Origin of the sequence: Acinetobacter lwoffii (assembly GCF_022809915.1) — a bacterium.
Taxonomy (GTDB): Bacteria; Pseudomonadota; Gammaproteobacteria; order Pseudomonadales; family Moraxellaceae; genus Acinetobacter; species Acinetobacter lwoffii_M.
In genome coordinates this window covers 24,706-45,448 of the sequence record NZ_JALGQY010000027.1, presented here as the reverse complement: position 1 = coordinate 45,448, position 20,743 = coordinate 24,706, and the positions used below count along the sequence as shown (strand labels likewise).

Below are 20,743 nucleotides of genomic sequence, written 5' to 3'. Positions count from 1 at the left end.
CATTTACTTTGAAGGTCGATTAGATGATATAATTAAAATCTAGTCAAATTTACTGACACAGAATTTTGAACGCCCTCGATTTTAAGTAAAATTATTAATTTCTTTTTCTTTTAAGAGGGCTAAATTGACTCCTCTAAAAGTAGGTGCCCATTCAGATACTGAACTTTCCATTTCAACTATACATTCAACTACGTCATCAAACCATTTCTTATGATAACTAGTTTCTAATTCCATTTTTTTAGATTCTTCTTGGCTTTGAATTAGATCCTTATTAGATTTAATTTGGCTTTCTGTTGATTTCTTCACTATATATAGTAATTAAAAACCCTATAAAGCTAATAAGAGCTGATGCAATAACACTTATCACCACAACCCAATCAGTCGAGTGCTGTAAATCTAGATAAATTTTCTGATCTTTTGGCTGCTGTAAAACCACAGCTTGAGTTTGTTGTTCTTGCACGTTTCCCCACATATTTTAATTTGATTATTTATTTCTTACATACTAAACAGTTTCAGCCGCTTACAAAAGAAAAAGCCAACTGACCATGTCTAAATCAGTTGGCAAAAGCACAAACCTATTTTTCTAAGTTTTATTCAAAAATTATTTCGCGTCTTTTTTAAACTCCTTAAAATCCGCTTTACGAATCATGGCATGAATACCTTTGGTTCGATCGACCACTTGTGACACTTCAAAGTCAGTCGCAGCACTTAAGTAGGCATAGGCAATTTCTTCAGAAATGCCATATTCATTGACCAGAAAACGGATCGCTTCACGGGTGGATTTACGCATGGCTTCATCTAAGTCTTCATCCAGACCCGGCGTAATCCAGAATTCAGCATTTTCAGCCAGCGGCTGTTTAATCTCTGCACCTGGAATTTTATCCTTGCCAGATTTAAGTAAAGTGAATTTTAAAGTCGCACGTGCCGAACCTTCCAAGGCAGTTAAAGCCACCTCACCATCACCTTGTACAAAGTGACTATCACCTGTATAGAACAAAGCACCTGGCACCTGTACAGGATAATAGGCCGTAGCCCCTGCTCCTAATTCATTGATGTCGATATTCCCGCCATAAAATGATGGTGGCACAGAGTGCACAGGCTCACTGGTATTTGGTGCAACGCCCATCGTGCCCATAAACGGATTCAGCGGGAAACGAATCGCTTTACCAGATTCAGTTTTTAAAACGCCTTCCCATACACCATCCGCATTTTTCTCAATGGGGGTAAAAATGGACACGTTACCATAAGCATCAGGATTGGCTGGAGATGCATGCTCATGTTTCTGACGTTTCGGGAATTCGGGTAAGGTGCCTTTGCCATGACGGTTTGAAATCACGCCATAAGGTACACGCGGTTCAACTTTTAAAATCTCCACCTTTAGAATATCGCCCGGCATTGCCCCTTCTACATAGACAGGCCCGGTAATAATGTGTGGTCCATCTTTATGGAAATCATGTTTCAATTTGGAATTCGTGATCAGCTTGGCTTCATCCAATACATGCTCAGGCTTGACGCCTTTTGATGTGAAATATTTCTCTGCATTGCGGCCTTGATCTTCCAGCAGCCCTTCATGCGAAACTGTATCGAAAGTAACTGTGCTACCTGAAGGGACAGTCAAGACAGGTTTTGCATCTTTATTTGGCAGATAACCCCAAGTAATCGTATTTAAGGTACTCGGCACATAATAATGACCTTTATATTCACCACTTTTGAGTAATGTCGGTTTATTTTCCAGCTGTTTCAGTATCTTAAAGTCTTCAGCCCATAGGCTTGTCGAAATAAAACTTAAGCTTGAAGCTACTGCCAGAGATAAAGCCAAAGGTTTTAACATGTGTTCAATTTCCGTCATAAAAAATATTACGAAAGAGTGAATGCAATCTAAGTGCCAAAATAAGTTTAAGAGGTTTAAAAAATCTTCACTTCATTCAGATTATTGATATAGAGGTAATCGTTTTTATCCCTTTTTAGCCTGAAATTTTTATAATTTTCATACCTTATAAATATAAAAAATCAATTTAGATACATATTTTTACAATGTAAAAGAACAAATAAAGCTCTTTGAGAACAGATATTAACACCCAGAATACCTTTAAAGTATCAAAAAATACTTAGAGAGTTTTGGTCGAAATTAGATCAGTATGCCATCCTAAAGAATCTCTTTAACCATTTAAAATTCTTAAGGTTCTCCCGAAGTATGAACATGTATAAGCAGATCTCCCTTTGTCTCCCTCTTCTTTTCTGTAGCCAGCTCAGCCTGGCCGACTGGATTGATGATTCTGTACAAGCTGCTGAAGCACACACCATCAAATTACGCCAACATATCCACCAGCATCCTGAACTGGGCAATATGGAATTCAAAACCTCGGAGCTGGTCCAAAAAGAATTAAAATCCTACGGCATTGAAGTACGTAAAGGCTATGCCAAAACTGGTGTAATCGGTGTATTAAAAGGTGCAAAACCCGGCCCTGTGATGGCATTACGCGCAGATATGGATGCATTGCCAATCAAGGAAACAGCACCGGTACCTTTTGCCAGCAAACAAAAAGCCATTTATCAAGGCAAAGAATCTTATGTGATGCATGCCTGTGGCCATGATGCACATACCGCCATGTTATTGGGTGCAGCCAAAGTTCTGGCCGCCAATAAAGATAAAATTGCGGGTACAGTGGTGTTTGTATTCCAGCCGGCCGAAGAAGGCGGTGCAGATATTGATAACTTCACTCATGGCGATCAGATTGGCTCACGTAAAATGATTGCCGACGGTGCCTTAAAAAATCCAAAACCTGAAGTGATTTTCGGGATGCATGTCATGGCAGGCATGCCAAGCGGCAATATCTTCTACAAAGATGGTGCGATTTTGAATAGTGCCGATCATCTACGTATTCAGGTCAATGGCAGTCAGGTACATGGCTCCATGCCTTGGGCAGGTAAAGACCCGATTTATGCTTCTGCCCAGATGGTGACCAATTTACAAAGTCTGATCAGCCGTAAAGCCGACCTGACCAAAGGAATGGGTGTGGTCAGTATTGGCAGCATTCAGGGCGGCACCACCGGCAACGTCATTCCAGATCAGGTCAATATGGTCGGGACTATTCGCTCCAATAGTGAAGATGTACGTCAGGGCATTTTAAAAGACTTGCCAAAAATGCTGGAACACAATGCCGCAGCCAATGACGTCAAGGTGAAAGTCGAAATTGCACCTTATGCACCAGTGACCACCAATGATAAAACCTTGACTGAATTGATCCGCCCAACCTTGGCGAGCGTGCATGGTGAAGATAAATTGCATGTTTTAGACAACAATGCCAGCGCCAGTGAAGATTTTGCTTATTATGGCCAGCTCATGCCATCGCTCTTCGTTTTTGTTGGTGCCACACCAGCAGATCAGGATCCGGCAAAAGCCGCACCGAACCACAACCCGAATTTCATTGTCGATGATGCGACCTTGAAAACCGGTGTCGAAAGCCATGTCCGTTTTATTCTGGACTATCCAAAAGTAGCTGAGCAGGTTCAGGCCAACTGGAAACAGAAAAATAAAGGCTAATCTTCTATTACTAAAAATGCGCGGCTCCAAGGACTCGCGCATTTTAGTATCTGCTGCTGTTTTATAAATGAGCTGTTAAGCGCTTAGTACTTCATCTTAGTGACTTCTCTCCAGATTTGACACCTTGTGCCATTGGTCTCAAGACTCACAATGCTAAACTTTGAACCGCTAAATTGCTTGACTGTTGGCAGGAATCCGGCAAACTCTAATCCCTTTCCTGCATCTAAAAACAAGCAAAAATTTCGAAAATCTGCATGGAACAAAACTATGGCGAATCACTTTGAATTCAATATCCGCGTTTATATTGAAGATACTGATGCGGGTGGCATTGTCTATCACGCCAATCATATTCGCTATATGGAACGTACCCGTACCGAATGGTTACGTGCCGCTGGAGTGAGCCATTACTGGCATCAGACAGACTACAATTTTGTGGTGCATAAAATTAATGTCAAATATATGCGTCCGATCCTGATGGATGATTTAATTACTGTTACGGCACGTGTCATTTCATGTAAAGCTTCATCATTTGTATTGCAACAAAATATTTATCGTGGTGAAATCATGCTTGCATCAGGTGAGGTTGAGTTGGCATGTATCAGTGCAGAGATGCGACCACGTCGACTCCCGGATGAAATCCGCGAACTAATTCAAAAAGAATTGGAACAAGACTAAAAAAATTTATTGGCACACGTAACAACTATGGCGACTCAGTTAGAATCATCTCTTCAAGTTTCAGATCTTATTTTACAAGCAAGCCCTGTCGTACAACTGGTGATGCTTTCTCTCCTGTTAGCCTCAATATATAGCTGGTATCTGATTGCCAGGCTCTATATGAGTTATAAAAAAGCCCAGGCCGATGATGAACATTTCCAGAAAATCTTCTGGTCTGGCGCTGAGTTGAACACCCTGTATAACAATGCACAACTCAATTCTAAACGTACCGGCCTTGAAGATATTTTCTATCAGGGTCTGGGTGAGTTCCTGAAACTGAAAAAACGCCATGCACCGACTGCCCAGTCGATTGAAGGAACAGAGCGTATTTTGCGTGTCGGTTTAAGCCGTGACCAAGGGCATCTGGAACAAGGTCTGGGTGCATTAGCAAGTATTGGCTCGGTTGCGCCTTATGTCGGTCTGTTCGGTACAGTCTGGGGCATCATGAACGCCTTTATTGGCCTGGCAGATGTTGATCAGGTGACACTGGCGACGGTCGCACCCGGTATTGCCGAAGCACTAATTGCAACAGCGATCGGTCTGTTTGCAGCTATTCCAGCAGTATTGGCCTTTAACCACTTCACGGCCAAAGGTGAAACGGTCTACTCTGACCGTGCACTGTTTGCTGAAGAAATGGTGGCGCTATTGCAACGTCAGTCTGTGGGCGTAACTCAGGACAAAGACTAATGGCGATTCAAGGTTCAGGACGCTTTCAGCGTATTAAAAAGCCACTAAAAAGTGACATGAATGTCGTACCGTATATCGATGTGATGCTGGTACTGTTGGTGATCTTTATGGTCACTGCCCCGATGATTACCAGCGGCATTAAGGTTGACTTGCCTCAGGCCAACGGATTACCGATCGAATCCAAGGATGCTCCGACCATTGTCACACTCAAAGAAGATGGTTCATATTATCTAGAATATAAAAATCAGGCGACTGGCCCAGTCACACTGGAAGAATTGACGCGTACTCTGGTTGATGCCCAAACCCAAGCGCAAAATGAAAACAAGGTGCTCAATGTCGTGATCAATGGCCATAATACCCGTCCATATGGCGATGTCATGGCCTTGATGTCCAGCCTGCAGGATGCTGGCCTTTCTCAAGTCGGTTTACTGACCAAACCCCTAGAATAAAGTATGAAAAATTATCAGAAACCGCCCTTTCAAAAAAAAGCAATTGCGATTGGATTTACGCTCGGCATCCATGCAGTGGCTTTGGTGGGCTTACTTTATCTGGGCATGAGTAATCCTCCTGAACCGCCAAAACAGATCAAAACCGTTCTGATCAAGCCAGAAGACCTTAAACCGGTGACTCGCGAAGAAACCGAATTTGAGGAAACTGCACATGAAAATGTCGCAGAAGAAATCACTCAAACGGCAGAACCCAGTATAGAACCTGCTCCTGTCATTCCGACAGCAGCCCCTGCTGTACCTGTGACTCCACCTGCACCAAAAGCCGATACACAAAAAGTCCAGCAGGAACTAAAAGCGGCAGAGGCAGCACAAGCCCAGGCTGCGCAGCAAGCAGCTGAAGCAGCAAAACGTGCCGAAGCCGCTGAACAGGCGAAACAGGCTGCGGCCAAAGCCAAAGCGGATGCAGCGCAAAAATCAAAGGCGGAAACCGAAGCTGCACGTCAAGCTGAACTGAATGCACAGCGCAAAGCCGATGCTGCACAAAAAGCCAAACTGGAAGCACAGAAAAAAGCTGACTTAGCTGCCAAGCAAAAAGCGGATGCTGCAACAAAAGCCAAAGCAGAGGCTGATGCCAAACGTAAGGCTGAAGCTGCTGCTAAAGCAAAGGCAGATGCGGCGGCAAAAGCCAATAATGATGCAGCAGCGAAACGTAAAGCAGATGCTGATGCGAAAGCTAACGCGGATGCAGCAGCAAAAGCCAAAGCAGACGCGGCAGCCAAGGCTAAAAATGATGCAGCGGCGAAACGCAAAGCGGATGCTGATGCAAAAGCCAAAGCCGATGCGGCTGCTAAAGCTAAAGCCGACGCTGATGCCAAACGCAAGGCAGATGCCGACGCTAAAGCCAAAGCGAATGCCGAAGCAAAAGCCAGAGCTGATGCAGAGGCCAAAGCTTCAGCCGCTAAACAGGCTGCTGAAGAAGCTGCACAGAAAAAAGCGGAATCAAAACGGATTGCATCCACTGCGAAGCGCGATTTTGAAAACAAAATCAAACGCGCCTGGGATACACCAGTCGGATCATCAGGCCAGCGTGCGACTGCACGTGTAACCCTGAATGATAATGGCGGTGTGGTCTCGGTCATTGTGAATTCAAGTGATTCAGACATGAAAGCCAGTGTAGAAGCTGCAGTCCGTGCTGCAGCACCTTATCCAATGCCATCCGATCCAGATGCACGCCGTGAAGCACGAAGCTTTACTTCAACCTTTACTGCGCAATAAAAACGGAGCCATCACATAAATAATGTTGTGATGGCTTTTATTTTTTAAGCTAAACTTCACTTTAAGTTGATTAAATAACATTCACTTTTCACAGTGTCATAACAGTTTGGTCATAAATTCATGGTTTTATTCTATTAAATCCATGCGATGATGTAGCCCAAGCACCTATACAATAAATCCGTTGATTTGAGTAAATAACGAATGATGGAAAAGACTCGCAAACATCTACTCTGCCTCGCAATCATTAGCGCTTTAAGCCCTGTATTGGCAACCCAGTCCTATGCCCAATTGCATCTGGAAATTACCAAGGCACCTGAAGCAGCACCTAAAATTGCCGTTGTACCTTTTAGTCAGGATCAGAGCATTTATCCTATTGTGGAAAATGACCTGAATCGTTCTGGCCGCTTTACCAGTGCTTCAAAAAACCTGCCTGCAACAGCGACATTGAATAATCCGAATGCAGAAGCTTGGGCATCGGCTGGTGTTCCCTATGTGGTTACCGGTTCATCCAAGACCACAGCCGATGGTTCTTTTGAAATCCAGTATCAGCTTTATGATGTCGAAAAAAAACAATATCTATTAAATGAATTGCTAACTGTTCCAGCCTCACGCACCCGTCAGGCAGCGCATATGATCAGTGATGCCATCTATCAGGCATTGACCGGTATTCCGGGTGACTTTAGCGGACGTATTGCCTATGTGCTGCGTAATCCTGCTACGCCGGAACAACGCTATACGCTGCAGATTGCCGATACCGATGGCGAACAGCCAAAGACCATTTTGACCTCGCGTGATCCGATCCTTTCTCCAGCATGGACACCAGACGCCAAAAAAATCGCTTATGTGTCCTTTGAAACCAAACGTCCGGCGATTTATGTACAGGATCTGGCAACAGGTCAACGTGAAAAACTGGCCAGCTTCCGCGGTTTGAATGGCGCGCCGAGCTTCTCTCCAGATGGCAAGAGCATGCTGTTTACTGCTTCTATGCACGGCAATCCGGAAATCTACCAAATGAATCTGGAGACACGCCAGTTAAAACGCATGACCAATGACAGTGCCATTGATACCGAAGCACGTTATTCACCAGATGGCAAATCCTTTATTTTTACGTCAGACCGTGGTGGTTCTCCGCAAATTTACCGCCATGATCTTGAATCAAGTAGCAATAAACGCCTGACCTTCCGTGGTGCATTCAACGCGCGCGGCACGCTGAGCGCAGATGGTAAAAAACTTGCATTAGTTCATCGTCCAAGCGGCAGTAACTATCGAGTTGCGGTTCAGGACATGACCTCCGGTGTGAACAATATTCTGACGCCAACGACGCTGGACGAATCGCCGAGCTTCTCACCAAATGGCCAGATGGTGGTCTATGCCACCCGTGAAGGTGCACGCGGACTCTTGTCGATCATGTCGCTGGATGGCCGCTTCCGTATGAATTTACCAAGTGAAACGGGTGAAGTCCGTGAACCGGCTTGGGCGCCAAAATAAGATTTTTATATTGATAAACCCTTTACCCCATAATCAAACTTCATGGAGATGAAGATGAACAAAGTAAAATTATTTGCCTTGCCACTTTTAGCAGCAGCGGTTGTCATGACAGGTTGTGCGAGCCGTAAGCCTGCAGCTGAAGTTCAAACGGGCGGTTTAGATACGACTGGTACAACAACTGTGAATACTCAAGGTCTGAGTGAAGATGCAGCACTGAATGCACAAAACATGGCAGGTGCTTCTGCAAAAGGTGTTACTGCAGAAAATAAAGCATTCTTGGCAAAACGCGTGGTGCATTTTGACTATGACAGTACTGAACTCAGCAATGAAGATCTAAATACGCTGCAAGCCCATGCGCAATTCCTGATGGCCAATGCCAATTCACGTGTAGCACTCACCGGCCATACCGATGAACGCGGTACCCGTGAATACAACATGGCACTTGGCGAGCGTCGTGCCAAAGCAGTAGAAAGCTTCTTGGTGACGACTGGTGTTAATCCTGGTCAACTAGAAGCAGTTAGCTATGGCAAGGAAATGCCAATCAATGCGGGCCATGACGAAAATGCCTGGAAAGAAAACCGCCGTGTAGAAATTAATTATGAAGCGGTACCACCATTGTTGAAATAATTTTCATTCATGATGGTTTCATCAAATAAAAAGCACTCAATCATGAGTGCTTTTTATTTGCTTCAATGAAAGAATCGGTCTACTTGGGAAGCTGATCTTGTTCAGCCGGATGCATCGATTCGATCAGGTCATGTTTATTGAATTGTTTGTACTCTGGTTTTGCTTCATAATCCCGCCAGGCTTCTTTCATCTTGTCTTCAGAGATATCATCTAAAGTAATGCCTTCGCTTGGCGTTGGAGTCGCATCAAACTTCAATGTTGTCATATCTGTGCTCCTATTCTCAATTTTCCTTTGTCTTCAACATAGCACTTTCCGCAGGAGTTGCAAGGGCAAAATCGATACAAATAATCCAGTTTAATTTTTCTTTTAGTACGTTCTCATCTAAAATATAGCCGCATATCGTTTTGATCATTTTTTCCCGATTTAAGTTTTGGAGTTTCCCCTATGTCATACCGCACTTTATCCCAGTTTTTACAACAACAAAGCGGGAATCTCACACCTGAACTTGCGCAAGTTATTGAAACAATTGCAAACACTTGCAAAGATATTGATCAATTACTGCAAAAAGGTGCTTTAGCGGGTGTATTGGGAAGTGCACAGCATGAAAACGTTCAAGGCGAAGAGCAAAAGAAACTAGATGTCATTTCTAATGACTATTTGATTGATGCCTTGCAGCAACATCCAAATGTGGGTGGTTTGGCCTCAGAAGAACTGGATGAATTCACCCCTGCACAAGAAAATGGTCAATTTCTGGTATTGTTCGATCCATTAGACGGTTCAAGCAATATCGACATCAATATGTGTGTTGGTACTATTTTCTCGATTCTTCCTGCGAAGAATGCTGTGACTCAGGCAGAAGACTTTATGCAAGCCGGTGTTCATCAGGTAGCTGCAGGTTATGTGCTTTATGGCCCGTCAACCATGTTGGCATTGACGGTCGGCGCAGGCGTGGTGTTCTTTACCTATGACCCCGAGACTCAAGAATTCCTGCTGACTTCTGAAGGTATTCAGGTTGCTGCGGATACTAAAGAATATGCGATCAATGCGTCGAATCAACGTCATTGGGAAGCACCAGTACAGCGTTATATCGATGAATTGTTAGCAGGCAAAACCGGTCCTCGTGAAAAAGACTTCAATATGCGCTGGGTTGCTTGTATGGTGGGCGACATTCACCGTATTCTTTGCCGTAGCGGTATCTTCATGTATCCATATGACCTTAAAGATCCGGCTAAAGCTGGCCGTCTGCGTTTAATGTATGAAGCTAACCCAATGAGCATGCTCATGGAACAGGCTGACGGTGCATCAACTACAGGTCGTGTGCGTATTCTTGAGATCGAACCGACAGATCTACATCAACGTGTGCCAGTGATCATTGGTTCTAAAAACGAAGTTGATCTTGTGACCAGCTACCACAACTAATTTTTATAGCGGTAGTCGATATTGAATCGGCTGCCGTGGATTATATCTCCCATGCCAACTTTTTTTCTTGATTCAAAAGACAATCCAAAGATTAAACACTTACGCGGTTTAATTGAACAAAATACCTATCGTAAAAAACAAGGTCAAACGGTTTTAGAAGGCACGCATCTGTCTCTCGCCTGGTTACATGAAAACCGTAAAATTGATTCTATTTTCACCACTGAACATGCACTTTCACATCCTGATTTCGAGAAAATTCTCGCAAAATACACAGGTATGGTCTTTGTTCTAAGCGAGTCTTTATACAAAGATTTAAGTACCTTAGGAACATCTTTAGCCTGTTTAGCTGTGGTGACTTTACCAACAGCAAATTATGCATTGGATTTTAAAGCAGACACTTTGATTCTGGAAAATGTACAGGATCCGGGTAATGTAGGCACCCTGCTTCGCTCTGCTGCTGCTGCCGGTATTGAACAGATTGTGTGTACCAAAGGTTCTGCATCGCTCTGGTCTCCACGCGTATTACGTGCCGGTATGGGTGCACATTTCACGCTGCAAACCTTTGAAAATATTGCGCTTGAACAAATTCTTGAGCAATTTCAAATCCCTGTCTATGTAACCAGCTCACACCGTGCTGAAAGCCTGTATTCAAAAGACTTACGTAAACCTTGCGTGTGGATTCTGGGTAATGAAGGCCAAGGCGTGTCTGATTATGCGATGCAACATGCTGAAGCCGTTAGCATTCCGCAACCTGGAGGTCAGGAATCACTGAATGTCGCAATTGCCGGTTCGATCTGTTTCTTTGAAATGGTACGTCAACGTATCTAATTAGGGATTTAGGTTACAGTGTTTTAATACGGCCCTGCCCGTGTATAAAATAGATTAAACTACAAAAATAATAAACTTAATTGTCAACCAAACCAGGATTCCTAACGTTATATGATTATGAACTTGGGAATAATGGTGGGTGTCCAATGACAGGATTTTCCATCTCTATGGATTTAGCACCAAAACAGTTGCAAACACACGATGTAAGTATTCTGAAGAGTACGGCTGAAGCACGTCTGAAGAATTTTATGCAGGATGTGACTGGGCGTGCCTTGGTGATGATGGAAAGTGCGACTCAAGGTCATCATGGTATTGCTATGGATCTGGTTCAGGAAGCTTTCATTTCCTTACACAAATCCTATGCAGAAAAAAGCACTGAAGAATGGTATCCCCTGTTTTATACCATTCTCAACAACAAGTTACAGGACTGGCGTCGTAAAGAGTCACGGCGTGGTCAAATGTTTTCATTTTTCAAAAAAGTCAGTCTCGATGATGACGAAATTGAATTTGATGATGTCGTCGATGAATCAACACCAACGCCTCTGGACTTTCTCGATCAGGCAGTCACTGCTGAAGAAATCCAGGAAGCGATTGCAAAATTGCCTGTGCGTCAGCAGCAGGCATTTATGCTCAGAGCCTGGGAAGGATTTGATACGCATACCACCGCACAAATTATGAACTGCACAGAAGGCAGTGTAAAAACCCATTATCACCGTGCTATCCAAGGCTTACGTGCCTCTTTAGCACATTTAAATCCATATCTGGGAGGGTCATCAGAATGAATCAAGATGATTTCTTAAAACAAGTAACTTCCAAACTTGATGGACTGGCACAACAACATAAAGACAAACCTGTTGTCATGCACCATGTTCTTGAAGAAATTCAGGATTCAAAACACTCACGCTTTGCATTTCTAAAAATGTCAGGTTTTGCTTTGGCAGCTGCGATTGCAGGCGTTGTGGTATTACCGAATCTTTCGGACCATAACGAGCCGCAAACTCAAATGGTGTCAGTCCCAAAACTGTCTCCGCAAATGCTTGAAGATTTAGAAATGTTAATGGTTTTAGGTGAGGACAAAGTTCCACATGGCAGCTAAAAAATTGGCGATTGCTTTTTGTGCATTCAGTTTTCTGCAAACCAGCTTTGCAGGATTTGAACGTTTTTGGCTATTTTCCAAGGATGCGAATACCCAAGTAACTGATACTTGGGATAGTCTTTCTGATTCTGAACAATTGGCACTGATTAAACGTTATCAATCTTTAAAAGAAATCCCCGAACAACAACGTGTCAGCTTGCAGCAGCGTATGGACTGGTTTACCCAACTCCCTGATGCGGAAAAGCAGAGAATGCGTGAAACATGGCAAATGATGAGCAGTCAGGAACGTAAAGAACTGGGCGCACGTATGCAAAAAGCGTCTCCTGAGCAACGCCTTGCCATTCGCGAAGAATATATTCTCAAATATCAGCAAGTGACTCAGCAGCCTAACTCGCATTAAACACTTAATATAAAAAAGCCTCCATATGGAGGCTTTTTTGATGTTTCAATCATATTTTATTTTCTTAAGCGGCGATAAGCTGCGAGCCCTAATAATCCTAGTAACCCCCACATTCCAATTGCCCCACCACCACTTGAGGACGTATTCGTATTTTTAACTGTATTACGTAACAAGATTGTTGCTTTTTCTGACATTTTTTCATCAGCATCAAAAATCGCATAATCCATGCTGTAATTTGCCTGGCTTAAATTATTTTTTACACTAAATGTCAGCTGTCCACCATAACAGGTCTGATTTTGGTAGGTATCAGGACAGGCTCCTTGTCGCTCTGCCTTCAGTGAAACTCCCGCAGGCAGCTTAACAATATGAATCGGGATCTCTTTTCCATCTTTATCTTGATAAAAAGCCGACTTTCCTGATGGTAGAGGCCCATCCCCATCATCACTATCATTTTCAAGCGGATTTACCATCACTGTAAGATTATTCTCTGGACTAAGCCGATATTCATCATCTTTTGCAATTGGTGCAATGTTGTTAAAAGCTGCTCTTAAGAGGCCAGCACTGCTTACACCTGTAGCCTGGTCTTTAAGTGTATAACTACAGAACTCCATATCAACCGAACTGGTCTGCTTACCATCAGTGCGATACATCATGATCCGGTTTAAATCAGGTTTCCACTCACATTTAAGATTTGGATCATTGGGATTTCCTTCCACAGTGGTCGAATTGCCAGTACCAATTAACTTACCAACACCTAAAGTTTTTACACTGACCTCATAATTTTCTGAATTTAAGGCTTTAATTTGAATCTTATCATTGGTTAGAGTTTCTTGAGGCATAGCCAAGATAAAAGGATTAATATAGATTGCACGATATTTCTGATATTGCTTGGTATATTTAAGCAAATCCTGATAACTTTTCAATTCTTCCTTTAAACCAGGAAGCTCATTTTCTGGAGTATTTTTATCAGCAATGATTTCTTCGAGATCATCTATATTCTCCTGATAAAAGTCATTGAGTTCTACCAAACTCTTATTTTGCAAGTCCGTAATATCGGCTGCAGTCAAACGTCGGATTTCAACTGAGCCGATCTCGCAAGTATTTTTTGCACTTGGATCAAATGTTAATGTGGATCCAATCACACGATCAATACCACGCTGGTCTTGTTCAATACAGCCACTCACTCCGATATCTACCAAATCCGTTGCGGTCTGATTATCACGCGGGTAATACAGCCCTAAATAGCGATTATCAATAGCAGGCTCAATATAATTTGTTAATAAACTGCTGATTATATTGTTAGAGACATCAAGATTATTTGAAGTAGTATCTTCGTCTAATTCTGGCAATACGCAACGTGATGGCCCAGTCGTTTGAATTGCATTTCGAATTGTAGAAAATTCAACACGTTGTGCCCTGGTCGGATTTCCCTGATTTAAGGCATACTCACAAGACAGGCCTTGGTTAAAGGCTAAAACATTGAAATTAAAATACCTAAAACCGGTATTGTCATAAAATAAAGTAGATTGAGCTGTATTTTCAACAATAGTATTACTTAATGCAGTTAAACTGGAGAATTTACTGAGTGGACGATTAACTTCATTCGTCATACGCACAATATGTCCTGTGGTACTTGCAGTATTCTTCGCAATAGTAGAGTTAACAATTTCTACTGTGGCATAGCCACAAAAATCAATAATACTGTTAGTAGTGTCTGAACCGTTTTTAACAATACTACTGGAATTAATTTTCACATTGGTTTGAGTTGTACCTAAATTTCCCTGACAGTCCATTGCCAAAACACTACCATATGAACTCGCCTGATTTTTTTGAATTAAAGAATCCTGAATAACAATATTCCTTTCCGTATTCATTGCTACACTATAAATCGCCCCACCTTCTGCAGCAGCTCGGGAATTTACTATTTCACTGGTATTAATACTTAAAGGCCCAGCTACATAAAAAGTACCGCCATTACCTTTATCCAAGGTATTTGTTGCTGCATACCCATCCTTTAAAATCAGATGATGAATTTCCAGACTGGATTGACTGGCCATACTATTAAATAATCTGGTTTTCCCCTGGCCTGAAATAGTACTTTTTAAAGCCTCCCGGGTTGGATATAACAGCGTAATCGGACTACGACTAGCATAGTTAAGCGGAGTTTTCCCATAAATTTTGAGCGCTGACTCTACGATCAGCTCTTTATCTAATTTGTACTCGCCGGCTTCAAGCTGAATCACATCTGCAGCTGAACCATCCAATCGAAGCGTACGTCCTACATTACATCCGCCATAAGATTTATCCAGTTTTGCAGTTTTAATCGCTTCTCGCAAAGAACAGGCATTATTATTCTCGCCATCTTCATCAGCAAAAGTAGTTACATATATCGTTTTATCTTCGGCTGCCATCAAACTCATGGCAGATAAAATCATGGCCGCAAGCAGTCCTTTTTTATAATTTTTCATGATTTTTCCTTAATCTTTTAATCCACGGCGTAAACCTATTAATCCGAGTAAAATCAGTAGTCCACCACCACCCCATGAGCCGCCTGAAGTTTTGACTGCTTTGTCTTCCATTTCATTTTTTGGCTCCTGAACAATTTGAGTAGTAATAGTCAAATAAGGTTTACTTTTATTAAACCGTGTCGATGAGGTCACCACTTGTAGTTCGAAAATATCTGCTCCATGCCAGGTAGAATCCGGGGTATAAACGACATTGCCATGAATATCGATGATTGTTTTACCCTTGGAAGCTGTTTTGGTTTGTACCACTTTCAAACAGCCATCTTGCCAAGGCTCCCCCGTCGGATTCTGACCAACAATGGCATTACACTGTTCTTTTGGAATTAAATCACTATCTCCCAGATAAGATTCAATTGAAAACTTGGCAATTTCACCCTTTAACAGATCTTGTCCCACCAGACTGCCTGAGATTGGTATCGTGATTTCAACAGCACCACGATCACAAAACAGATTATCCATCAAACGGTTGATCCCGCGCTGATCTGCCGCTTCACATGCTACCGTTGGATTTGCTAAACTCAATCCTGTGCCTCTATTCACAATCGGTGATTCACTCACAAGGATATAGTTCAACAAAATTCGTGGGCGCATATAACCGAGAAATTGTCCTTTAGGAACGCTATATGGACAAAGTATGGCATTATTATTTTCTTCTAGGGTCTGACAAGCACCTTCACTTTTATCTGAGGATTCAGCAAAAAGTCGTGTACCACTCCAGAATTGGTTCGGTGCGACGGAATCCCCTACACCACACGAGGCTGTCAGTAGATTATTTTGCGACACAGACTTGTCACCAGTGATAATTTGGCAATCCTGTGTACCATTTCTTAAAATAATACTATTCGCTACATAGGCTCTTCCATACGGCGCATGGATGCGTAAAGCAGTATTTTCATTATCAACTATGGTGAGATTATTCAATCCCATCCCGTCCAGGACATTAATAAATACACCCTTATTTTTTAGTATCGTACTACTTAATACCTCCCCACTAATACCTTGATCTTTACTGGAGTCAGCAAACTGTCCCGCGCTATAAATATTGGTCGCAGAATTATCCAGTGTCTGATTATTTTTAAGTACACTTTGATAAATGAGGAAAGCAGGTAGCTCGCTATACAGGATCCCGCCTCGTTGGGCTTTATTATTTTCGATCAGACTATTTTTAATTTGTGCACGGCTTGTTAAGTTCTGACCAAACTTGCCAGCATTATAAATTGCCCCACCCAAGTTGGCAGCAGCATTAAATAGACGGTTATATTCTAGAATTAGCTGACCTTTATTATAAATTAGGCCACCTTGTTCAGCACAACTGGTTTTACCACAGCCTTCAAGATCCAGTTCTTTCAAATTTAACTGAACCAATGTATCTGTACTGTTGATCCGGAAAAGGTTATCAGTACCTTTCATTTGAATATGAGCATTATGCAAGCCTAATGCTTTTTCATCCGTACTGAATTCGCCATCACTTTCTGCGACCGCACGGATGGTAAGAGATTTTTTAATCGCGATATGCTGGTTCAACACATAGGTATTTTTTTCTTTTAAAATAATGATACTGGATGAGTTCTCCCCACCACACCCCATAAAACCTGATTTAGCTAAGCCACGGTTAACATACTCAACAGCTTCTCGAAGTGAACATTCCTTGTCATCTTTTTCAATATCTTCTGTAGTGGTTACAATAATATCTGCACTATACGACTGCCCCGCTATACATAGCAAAGCTATGCCTATGCTCTTCTTGAGCATAACCTTCTCCTTAATTTTTATTTCTTTCTTTTTCTTCTAAAGTTGCAGAATCCTTGCAACAGCGAATTATTTTGCCTTACTGTGTCATAGACTGAGTAATTACTCAAGAATTTTTATATTTTACCGATATTCGTCAATCAAGGCATATATCTGCCGCAGATTGGCATTGCTGACTTTCAATTTTTCCCCTTTAAGCAATTGAATAATCTGCTCTAATCTTTGAAGCAGCACTGAAGTTTGATGTGGCCCATGGCTTAGTAAATAGTCAAAGATTTGAGGGTCTAAATGGATCCCACGACGATCGAGTACCGAGGAAACCAGCGCATAGCGATCAGCATACAGACTGCCACTCGGAACACGGGTACTGACCGCCTGCGTGAGACGGGATTGTAAATCTGGCAATTCGAGTTTGAGTTCGATAGGTGCAAAACGTGACGAAAACACCAACTGCCCACCACCTTCATTATTATAATTAATCAAGTGAAATACTGCGCGTTGCCAATGGGGTACGCCACTAATCGCTTCGATATCATCAAGTGCTACCAGATCAAAACGATCTAGAGAAGTAATCGCCTCAGTCGGTGCATCTAAAAGCTCAAGCAAAGATACCTGAATTGCAGATTTACCTACTTCCAGATAAGAGTCACAGATGGCAGACAACAAATGACTTTTACCTGTACCGGCTCCCCCATAGACATAAAATTGGTTGATCAGGCCTGCATGTAATTGACGGACAGCATCAATGACATGCCCCCAACCCGGCCCTGAAAAATCACTGATTCGGGCATCGAGCTGAGGTTCTATATCTAACTGCAATTGACGCATACGATTTTTTGGCCTTATGAGTCTTTACGATGTGGATCATGAATTTTACTTGAGTTCTCCTCTGCTTGCAGCGGTTTTTTCTGTGGCTTTTTCATTTCAATATCAACATCTAAGTCTGCTGTTTCAATATTGATTGAACCGGTAGATGCATCTTGTATGATAACAGCCTGATCACCATAAAATGGCGTATGTTCATAATACTCACGGATATGCCGCAGCAGTACCACAATCACGGCTGCCACCGGTAAGGCAATCAGCATGCCCAAGAAACCGGCCAGTTGTGCACCTGCCAGAACTGCAAACACTACAGCTACAGGAGAAAGACCGATTTTATCACCTAGCAAGAACGGTTGCAGAATATAGCCTTCGACGGCCTGCCCGACCATAAAGACAATCCCGACCAATACCAGTTGCCACCAGTCGATTCCAAATTGGAAAAAGGTTGCAATGACTGCGGCAATAATTCCAACCGCAAAACCAAGATACGGAATGATACTGCACAATCCGGCAATCATCCCGATGATCAAGCCAATCTCTAGGCCAATCAGTTGCAGTCCCACTGCATAGACTACGCCTAGCAGAACCATGACCAGGAACTGACCTTTGACAAAGGCACCTAAAACACTATGACATTCACTCACAATAGTTAAGGTTGTTTTTTCATAAGGACGGGGAATCAGGCGGCGTAAGCTGTCCAGCATACGATCCCAATCCAGCAAGAAATAAAAGGCAATAATCGGAATCAGGACAATCGTGCCACCAATCTGGATAAAATTCAGACCAGATTGTGCCAGTTTCAGCAGCATTGCCTGAATACTGTCAGCACTATAATTGGTCTGGACATAGTCCATTACGACTGAGGAAATCTGGTCAGTATCGATCTCCATCGGAACCAGATTAAAGCTATCGGAAAGCCAAGGTAGGAACGTGTAATTGATCCAGTGAATCCCGGCCGGAATGCTATCACGCGCATACATCAGCTGCTGCCAGACCAGTGGCACCAGATACCACATCACCAATGTAACCACGATCCCAATCCCGATAAATACAATACTGATCGAGAGCCATCGAGCCAGCCCAATGCGGTGCAAAACATCGACCAAGGGGCTAAATAAATAAGCAATTAGAAAAGCTGCCACAAAAGGAACTACAACTGGTTTAAGCAGATATAAAACCCAAAGTATCAATGCTATACCAGCAAGTATAAGAATGCGCCGTAAAGTACGATCGACCATAGAATCTTGCCTTTTCTCTATTAATCATTCTAAAAATTAAAATATTTTAATAAAGATAGCATTTTAGGCCACAAATACCATAAGAGTTTTACATATTCAGGTTATAATCGCACCCGCGAATGCGGAGACTTCATTATGAGCAACTCAACTTCTACCCCAAACACTGGTTTAAGCTACAAAGATGCAGGTGTCGACATTGAGGCGGGCGACGCGTTAGTCGATCGTATCAAATCTGTCGCTAAGCGTACCTCACGTCCCGAAGTCATGGGAGGTCTAGGTGGCTTTGGTGCACTTTGTAAAATTCCTAAAGGTTATGAAGAACCTGTTCTCGTATCTGGCACAGATGGTGTTGGTACAAAATTACGTCTGGCACTGAATTTGAACCGTCATGACACAATTGGTCAAGACCTGGTTGCAATGTGCGTGAATGACCTTCTTGTCTGTGGTGCTGAACCACTGTTCTTCCTTGATTATTATGCAACTGGTCACTTAAATGTTGATGTTGCGGCAAATGTAGTCACTGGTATTGGCGCTGGTTGTGAACTTGCTGGCTGCGCATTAGTTGGCGGTGAAACTGCTGAAATGCCAGGCATGTATGAAGGCGAAGATTACGATCTTGCAGGTTTCTGTGTCGGTGTTGTTGAGCAAAGCAAAATTATTGATGGCTCTAAAGTCAAAGCGGGTGACGTTTTAATTGGTGTAGCTTCTTCAGGTGCGCACTCAAACGGCTACTCACTGCTTCGTAAAATTTTAGACGTGAAAAACGTTGATCTAAATCAAATCGTGGATGGTCGCCCACTTGCAGATGCTGCAATGGAACCAACACGCATTTATGTGAAACCAATTCTTGAACTGTTAAAACACGTTGATGTGCATGCGATGGCACACATCACTGGTGGTGGTTTACCAGGCAACTTACCTCGCGTACTTCCAAACGGTGCTCAAGCGTTGGTAAATGAATCTTCTTGGGAATGGCCTGAGCTATTCAAGCTTCTACAACGTGAAGGCGGCGTAGAACAGTTTGAAATGTACCGTACTTTCAACTGTGGCGTCGGCATGGTGCTGGTTGTTGATGCAGCTGATGCAGACAAAACTGTTGAACTACTTAACCAGCTTGGCGAAAATGCATGGGCGATGGGTCAGATTCAAGACAATGCTGAATCAGTTGCAGGTGCAGACGAAAAAATTCGTGTGATCTTTGCGTAATTTCGCATGATTAAAATTGCTGTACTTGTTTCAGGTAGTGGATCAAATCTGCAAGCCTTGATTGATGCCAATCTTTCAGGGCAAATTGTGGGCGTAATTTCCAATAAACCTGAAGCCTTTGCTTTATCGCGTGCACAACACGCAGGCATTCAGACTGCAGTTATTGAACACAAGCAATATCCAAGTCGTGAAGCTTTTGATGATGTGATGCATCAACAGCTTTTGGACTGGGATGTGGATCTGGTCGTGCTTGCCGGCTTTATGCGAATTTTAAGTGAAAAATTTGTGAAAGCCTGGGAAGGAAAAATGTTGAATATTCATCCTTCCCTGCTGCCTAATTATAAAGGCATGCATACGCATCAGCGTGTACTCAATACCGGTGATGTTCTGCATGGCTGTACAGTGCATTATGTTACGGCTGAGCTGGATGCAGGGCAAGCGCTTGCTCAAGGTGTTCTCAAGGTTTCTCATCATGATACGGTAGAAAGTTTGGCAACACGTGTGCATAGCCTCGAGCATGTGATCTATCCACAAGTCGTAGAATGGATTTGTAGCGGAACGATTCAACATACTAAAGATGGTGTGTTATATCGAAATGAGAAAATGCAAGCGCCTGTTCAATTCTGCAAGTTCTAAAAAAATTTAGATATAAAAAAACGCATCCTCGGATGC

22 protein-coding genes are annotated in these 20,743 nt (G+C 42.8%); 14 read left to right on the top strand and 8 right to left on the bottom strand.

Annotated elements, in window-relative coordinates:
* Nucleotides 1-81: 81 nt before the first annotated feature.
* The 3 genes from MTX11_RS12805 to MTX11_RS12795 all read right to left on the bottom strand — a co-directional run bounded on the left by MTX11_RS12805 (nt 82) and on the right by MTX11_RS12795 (nt 1,831).
* On the bottom strand, nt 82-234 hold the full coding sequence (locus MTX11_RS12805) for a hypothetical protein (RefSeq protein WP_243475277.1): 153 nt from the start codon (nt 232-234) through the stop codon (nt 82-84).
* A 43-nt stretch (nt 235-277) separates the two neighbouring features.
* Nucleotides 278-460, bottom strand: a complete 183-nt coding sequence (locus tag MTX11_RS12800; protein WP_243475276.1) for a hypothetical protein — start codon at nt 458-460, stop codon at nt 278-280.
* 141 nt (nt 461-601) lie between these two features.
* Nucleotides 602-1,831, bottom strand: a complete 1,230-nt coding sequence (locus MTX11_RS12795) for an acetamidase/formamidase family protein (RefSeq protein WP_004645666.1) — start codon at nt 1,829-1,831, stop codon at nt 602-604.
* A 369-nt stretch (nt 1,832-2,200) separates the two neighbouring features.
* Between MTX11_RS12795 and MTX11_RS12790 the strand changes: the two genes are divergently transcribed.
* The 7 genes from MTX11_RS12790 (at nt 2,201) to pal (ending at nt 8,784) form a co-directional block, all read left to right on the top strand.
* Nucleotides 2,201-3,544, top strand: coding sequence for an amidohydrolase (locus MTX11_RS12790; RefSeq protein WP_243475275.1), 1,344 nt, complete (start codon nt 2,201-2,203; stop codon nt 3,542-3,544).
* Between the two features lie 267 nt (nt 3,545-3,811).
* Nucleotides 3,812-4,219: a tol-pal system-associated acyl-CoA thioesterase gene (ybgC, locus tag MTX11_RS12785; RefSeq protein WP_004645668.1), complete on the top strand. Its 408-nt coding sequence runs from the start codon at nt 3,812-3,814 to the stop codon at nt 4,217-4,219.
* 27 nt (nt 4,220-4,246) lie between these two features.
* The gene (gene tolQ / locus MTX11_RS12780; RefSeq protein ID WP_004645669.1) at nt 4,247-4,945 is read left to right on the top strand and encodes a protein TolQ; all 699 of its coding nucleotides are present in this window, start codon (nt 4,247-4,249) and stop codon (nt 4,943-4,945) included.
* Nucleotides 4,945-5,394 (top strand): protein TolR, encoded by a 450-nt coding sequence (gene tolR / locus MTX11_RS12775; protein WP_004731735.1) that lies wholly within the window; start codon nt 4,945-4,947, stop codon nt 5,392-5,394. The genes tolQ and tolR overlap by 1 nt, the downstream gene beginning before the upstream one ends.
* Nucleotides 5,395-5,397: 3 nt before the next feature.
* A complete protein-coding gene (gene tolA, locus MTX11_RS12770) occupies nt 5,398-6,669 on the top strand; it encodes a cell envelope integrity protein TolA (protein ID WP_243475274.1) in 1,272 nt (423 codons plus the stop codon).
* 204 nt (nt 6,670-6,873) lie between these two features.
* Nucleotides 6,874-8,157 carry a Tol-Pal system beta propeller repeat protein TolB gene (gene tolB / locus MTX11_RS12765; RefSeq protein WP_243475278.1) on the top strand — a complete coding sequence of 428 codons (1,284 nt, stop codon included), beginning with the start codon at nt 6,874-6,876 and terminating at the stop codon, nt 8,155-8,157.
* A gap of 54 nt (nt 8,158-8,211) precedes the next feature.
* The gene (gene pal / locus MTX11_RS12760) at nt 8,212-8,784 is read left to right on the top strand and encodes a peptidoglycan-associated lipoprotein Pal (protein WP_004279115.1); all 573 of its coding nucleotides are present in this window, start codon (nt 8,212-8,214) and stop codon (nt 8,782-8,784) included.
* Nucleotides 8,785-8,863: 79 nt separating this feature from the next.
* Here pal and MTX11_RS12755 read toward each other — a convergent pair whose 3' ends face one another.
* Nucleotides 8,864-9,049, bottom strand: coding sequence for an NF038105 family protein (locus MTX11_RS12755; RefSeq protein WP_004645674.1), 186 nt, complete (start codon nt 9,047-9,049; stop codon nt 8,864-8,866).
* A gap of 180 nt (nt 9,050-9,229) precedes the next feature.
* Here MTX11_RS12755 and MTX11_RS12750 point away from each other — a divergent pair, with 180 nt between their 5' ends.
* The 5 genes from MTX11_RS12750 to MTX11_RS12730 all read left to right on the top strand — a co-directional run bounded on the left by MTX11_RS12750 (nt 9,230) and on the right by MTX11_RS12730 (nt 12,528).
* Nucleotides 9,230-10,204: a class 1 fructose-bisphosphatase gene (locus tag MTX11_RS12750; protein ID WP_243475273.1), complete on the top strand. Its 975-nt coding sequence runs from the start codon at nt 9,230-9,232 to the stop codon at nt 10,202-10,204.
* Nucleotides 10,205-10,255: 51 nt separating this feature from the next.
* The gene (locus MTX11_RS12745; protein ID WP_004279118.1) at nt 10,256-11,032 is read left to right on the top strand and encodes a TrmH family RNA methyltransferase; all 777 of its coding nucleotides are present in this window, start codon (nt 10,256-10,258) and stop codon (nt 11,030-11,032) included.
* A 167-nt stretch (nt 11,033-11,199) separates the two neighbouring features.
* The gene (locus tag MTX11_RS12740; protein WP_004645678.1) at nt 11,200-11,814 is read left to right on the top strand and encodes an RNA polymerase sigma factor; all 615 of its coding nucleotides are present in this window, start codon (nt 11,200-11,202) and stop codon (nt 11,812-11,814) included.
* Entirely contained in the window at nt 11,811-12,128 is a 318-nt protein-coding gene (locus MTX11_RS12735) for a hypothetical protein (protein WP_004645680.1), read from the top strand. The genes MTX11_RS12740 and MTX11_RS12735 overlap by 4 nt, the downstream gene beginning before the upstream one ends.
* Nucleotides 12,118-12,528, top strand: a complete 411-nt coding sequence (locus tag MTX11_RS12730) for a DUF3106 domain-containing protein (RefSeq protein ID WP_005103857.1) — start codon at nt 12,118-12,120, stop codon at nt 12,526-12,528. Before MTX11_RS12735 ends, MTX11_RS12730 begins: the two co-directional genes overlap by 11 nt.
* Nucleotides 12,529-12,584: 56 nt before the next feature.
* Here the strand turns inward: MTX11_RS12730 and MTX11_RS12725 are convergent, their stop codons facing one another.
* The 4 genes from MTX11_RS12725 to cxpE all read right to left on the bottom strand — a co-directional run bounded on the left by MTX11_RS12725 (nt 12,585) and on the right by cxpE (nt 18,865).
* The gene (locus MTX11_RS12725; RefSeq protein WP_243475272.1) at nt 12,585-14,996 is read right to left on the bottom strand and encodes a CSLREA domain-containing protein; all 2,412 of its coding nucleotides are present in this window, start codon (nt 14,994-14,996) and stop codon (nt 12,585-12,587) included.
* 9 nt (nt 14,997-15,005) lie between these two features.
* Complete coding sequence (gene rbtA / locus MTX11_RS12720; RefSeq protein WP_243475271.1) at nt 15,006-16,805, bottom strand: rhombotarget A; 1,800 nt, start codon at nt 16,803-16,805, stop codon at nt 15,006-15,008.
* Between the two features lie 120 nt (nt 16,806-16,925).
* On the bottom strand, nt 16,926-17,630 hold the full coding sequence (gene hda, locus MTX11_RS12715; RefSeq protein ID WP_004645685.1) for a DnaA regulatory inactivator Hda: 705 nt from the start codon (nt 17,628-17,630) through the stop codon (nt 16,926-16,928).
* Between the two features lie 14 nt (nt 17,631-17,644).
* Complete coding sequence (gene cxpE, locus MTX11_RS12710) at nt 17,645-18,865, bottom strand: chloramphenicol efflux transporter CxpE (protein WP_243475270.1); 1,221 nt, start codon at nt 18,863-18,865, stop codon at nt 17,645-17,647.
* 135 nt (nt 18,866-19,000) lie between these two features.
* Between cxpE and purM the strand changes: the two genes are divergently transcribed.
* Nucleotides 19,001-20,071, top strand: coding sequence for a phosphoribosylformylglycinamidine cyclo-ligase (gene purM, locus MTX11_RS12705; RefSeq protein WP_005103864.1), 1,071 nt, complete (start codon nt 19,001-19,003; stop codon nt 20,069-20,071).
* 6 nt (nt 20,072-20,077) lie between these two features.
* Nucleotides 20,078-20,707: a phosphoribosylglycinamide formyltransferase gene (gene purN / locus MTX11_RS12700; protein ID WP_044108829.1), complete on the top strand. Its 630-nt coding sequence runs from the start codon at nt 20,078-20,080 to the stop codon at nt 20,705-20,707.
* Nucleotides 20,708-20,743 lie beyond the last annotated feature (36 nt).

Excerpts from the sequence above, each read along its gene's own strand:
- MTX11_RS12745 (WP_004279118.1), top strand. The coding sequence starts at position 10,256 with ATGCCAACTTTTTTTCTTGATTCAAAAGACAATCCAAAGATTAAACAC.
- MTX11_RS12795 (WP_004645666.1), bottom strand. The coding sequence starts at position 1,831 with ATGTTAAAACCTTTGGCTTTATCTCTGGCAGTAGCTTCAAGCTTAAGT.
- hda (WP_004645685.1), bottom strand. The coding sequence starts at position 17,630 with ATGCGTCAATTGCAGTTAGATATAGAACCTCAGCTCGATGCCCGAATC.
- MTX11_RS12730 (WP_005103857.1), top strand. The coding sequence starts at position 12,118 with ATGGCAGCTAAAAAATTGGCGATTGCTTTTTGTGCATTCAGTTTTCTG.
- tolR (WP_004731735.1), top strand. The coding sequence starts at position 4,945 with ATGGCGATTCAAGGTTCAGGACGCTTTCAGCGTATTAAAAAGCCACTA.
- pal (WP_004279115.1), top strand. The coding sequence starts at position 8,212 with ATGAACAAAGTAAAATTATTTGCCTTGCCACTTTTAGCAGCAGCGGTT.
- tolA (WP_243475274.1), top strand. The coding sequence starts at position 5,398 with ATGAAAAATTATCAGAAACCGCCCTTTCAAAAAAAAGCAATTGCGATT.
- MTX11_RS12805 (WP_243475277.1), bottom strand. The coding sequence starts at position 234 with ATGGAATTAGAAACTAGTTATCATAAGAAATGGTTTGATGACGTAGTT.
- purN (WP_044108829.1), top strand. The coding sequence starts at position 20,078 with ATGATTAAAATTGCTGTACTTGTTTCAGGTAGTGGATCAAATCTGCAA.
- ybgC (WP_004645668.1), top strand. The coding sequence starts at position 3,812 with ATGGCGAATCACTTTGAATTCAATATCCGCGTTTATATTGAAGATACT.
- purM (WP_005103864.1), top strand. The coding sequence starts at position 19,001 with ATGAGCAACTCAACTTCTACCCCAAACACTGGTTTAAGCTACAAAGAT.
- tolQ (WP_004645669.1), top strand. The coding sequence starts at position 4,247 with ATGGCGACTCAGTTAGAATCATCTCTTCAAGTTTCAGATCTTATTTTA.
- tolB (WP_243475278.1), top strand. The coding sequence starts at position 6,874 with ATGGAAAAGACTCGCAAACATCTACTCTGCCTCGCAATCATTAGCGCT.
- MTX11_RS12735 (WP_004645680.1), top strand. The coding sequence starts at position 11,811 with ATGAATCAAGATGATTTCTTAAAACAAGTAACTTCCAAACTTGATGGA.
- MTX11_RS12750 (WP_243475273.1), top strand. The coding sequence starts at position 9,230 with ATGTCATACCGCACTTTATCCCAGTTTTTACAACAACAAAGCGGGAAT.
- MTX11_RS12740 (WP_004645678.1), top strand. The coding sequence starts at position 11,200 with ATGGATTTAGCACCAAAACAGTTGCAAACACACGATGTAAGTATTCTG.
- rbtA (WP_243475271.1), bottom strand. The coding sequence starts at position 16,805 with ATGCTCAAGAAGAGCATAGGCATAGCTTTGCTATGTATAGCGGGGCAG.
- MTX11_RS12725 (WP_243475272.1), bottom strand. The coding sequence starts at position 14,996 with ATGAAAAATTATAAAAAAGGACTGCTTGCGGCCATGATTTTATCTGCC.
- MTX11_RS12755 (WP_004645674.1), bottom strand. The coding sequence starts at position 9,049 with ATGACAACATTGAAGTTTGATGCGACTCCAACGCCAAGCGAAGGCATT.
- MTX11_RS12790 (WP_243475275.1), top strand. The coding sequence starts at position 2,201 with ATGTATAAGCAGATCTCCCTTTGTCTCCCTCTTCTTTTCTGTAGCCAG.
- cxpE (WP_243475270.1), bottom strand. The coding sequence starts at position 18,865 with ATGGTCGATCGTACTTTACGGCGCATTCTTATACTTGCTGGTATAGCA.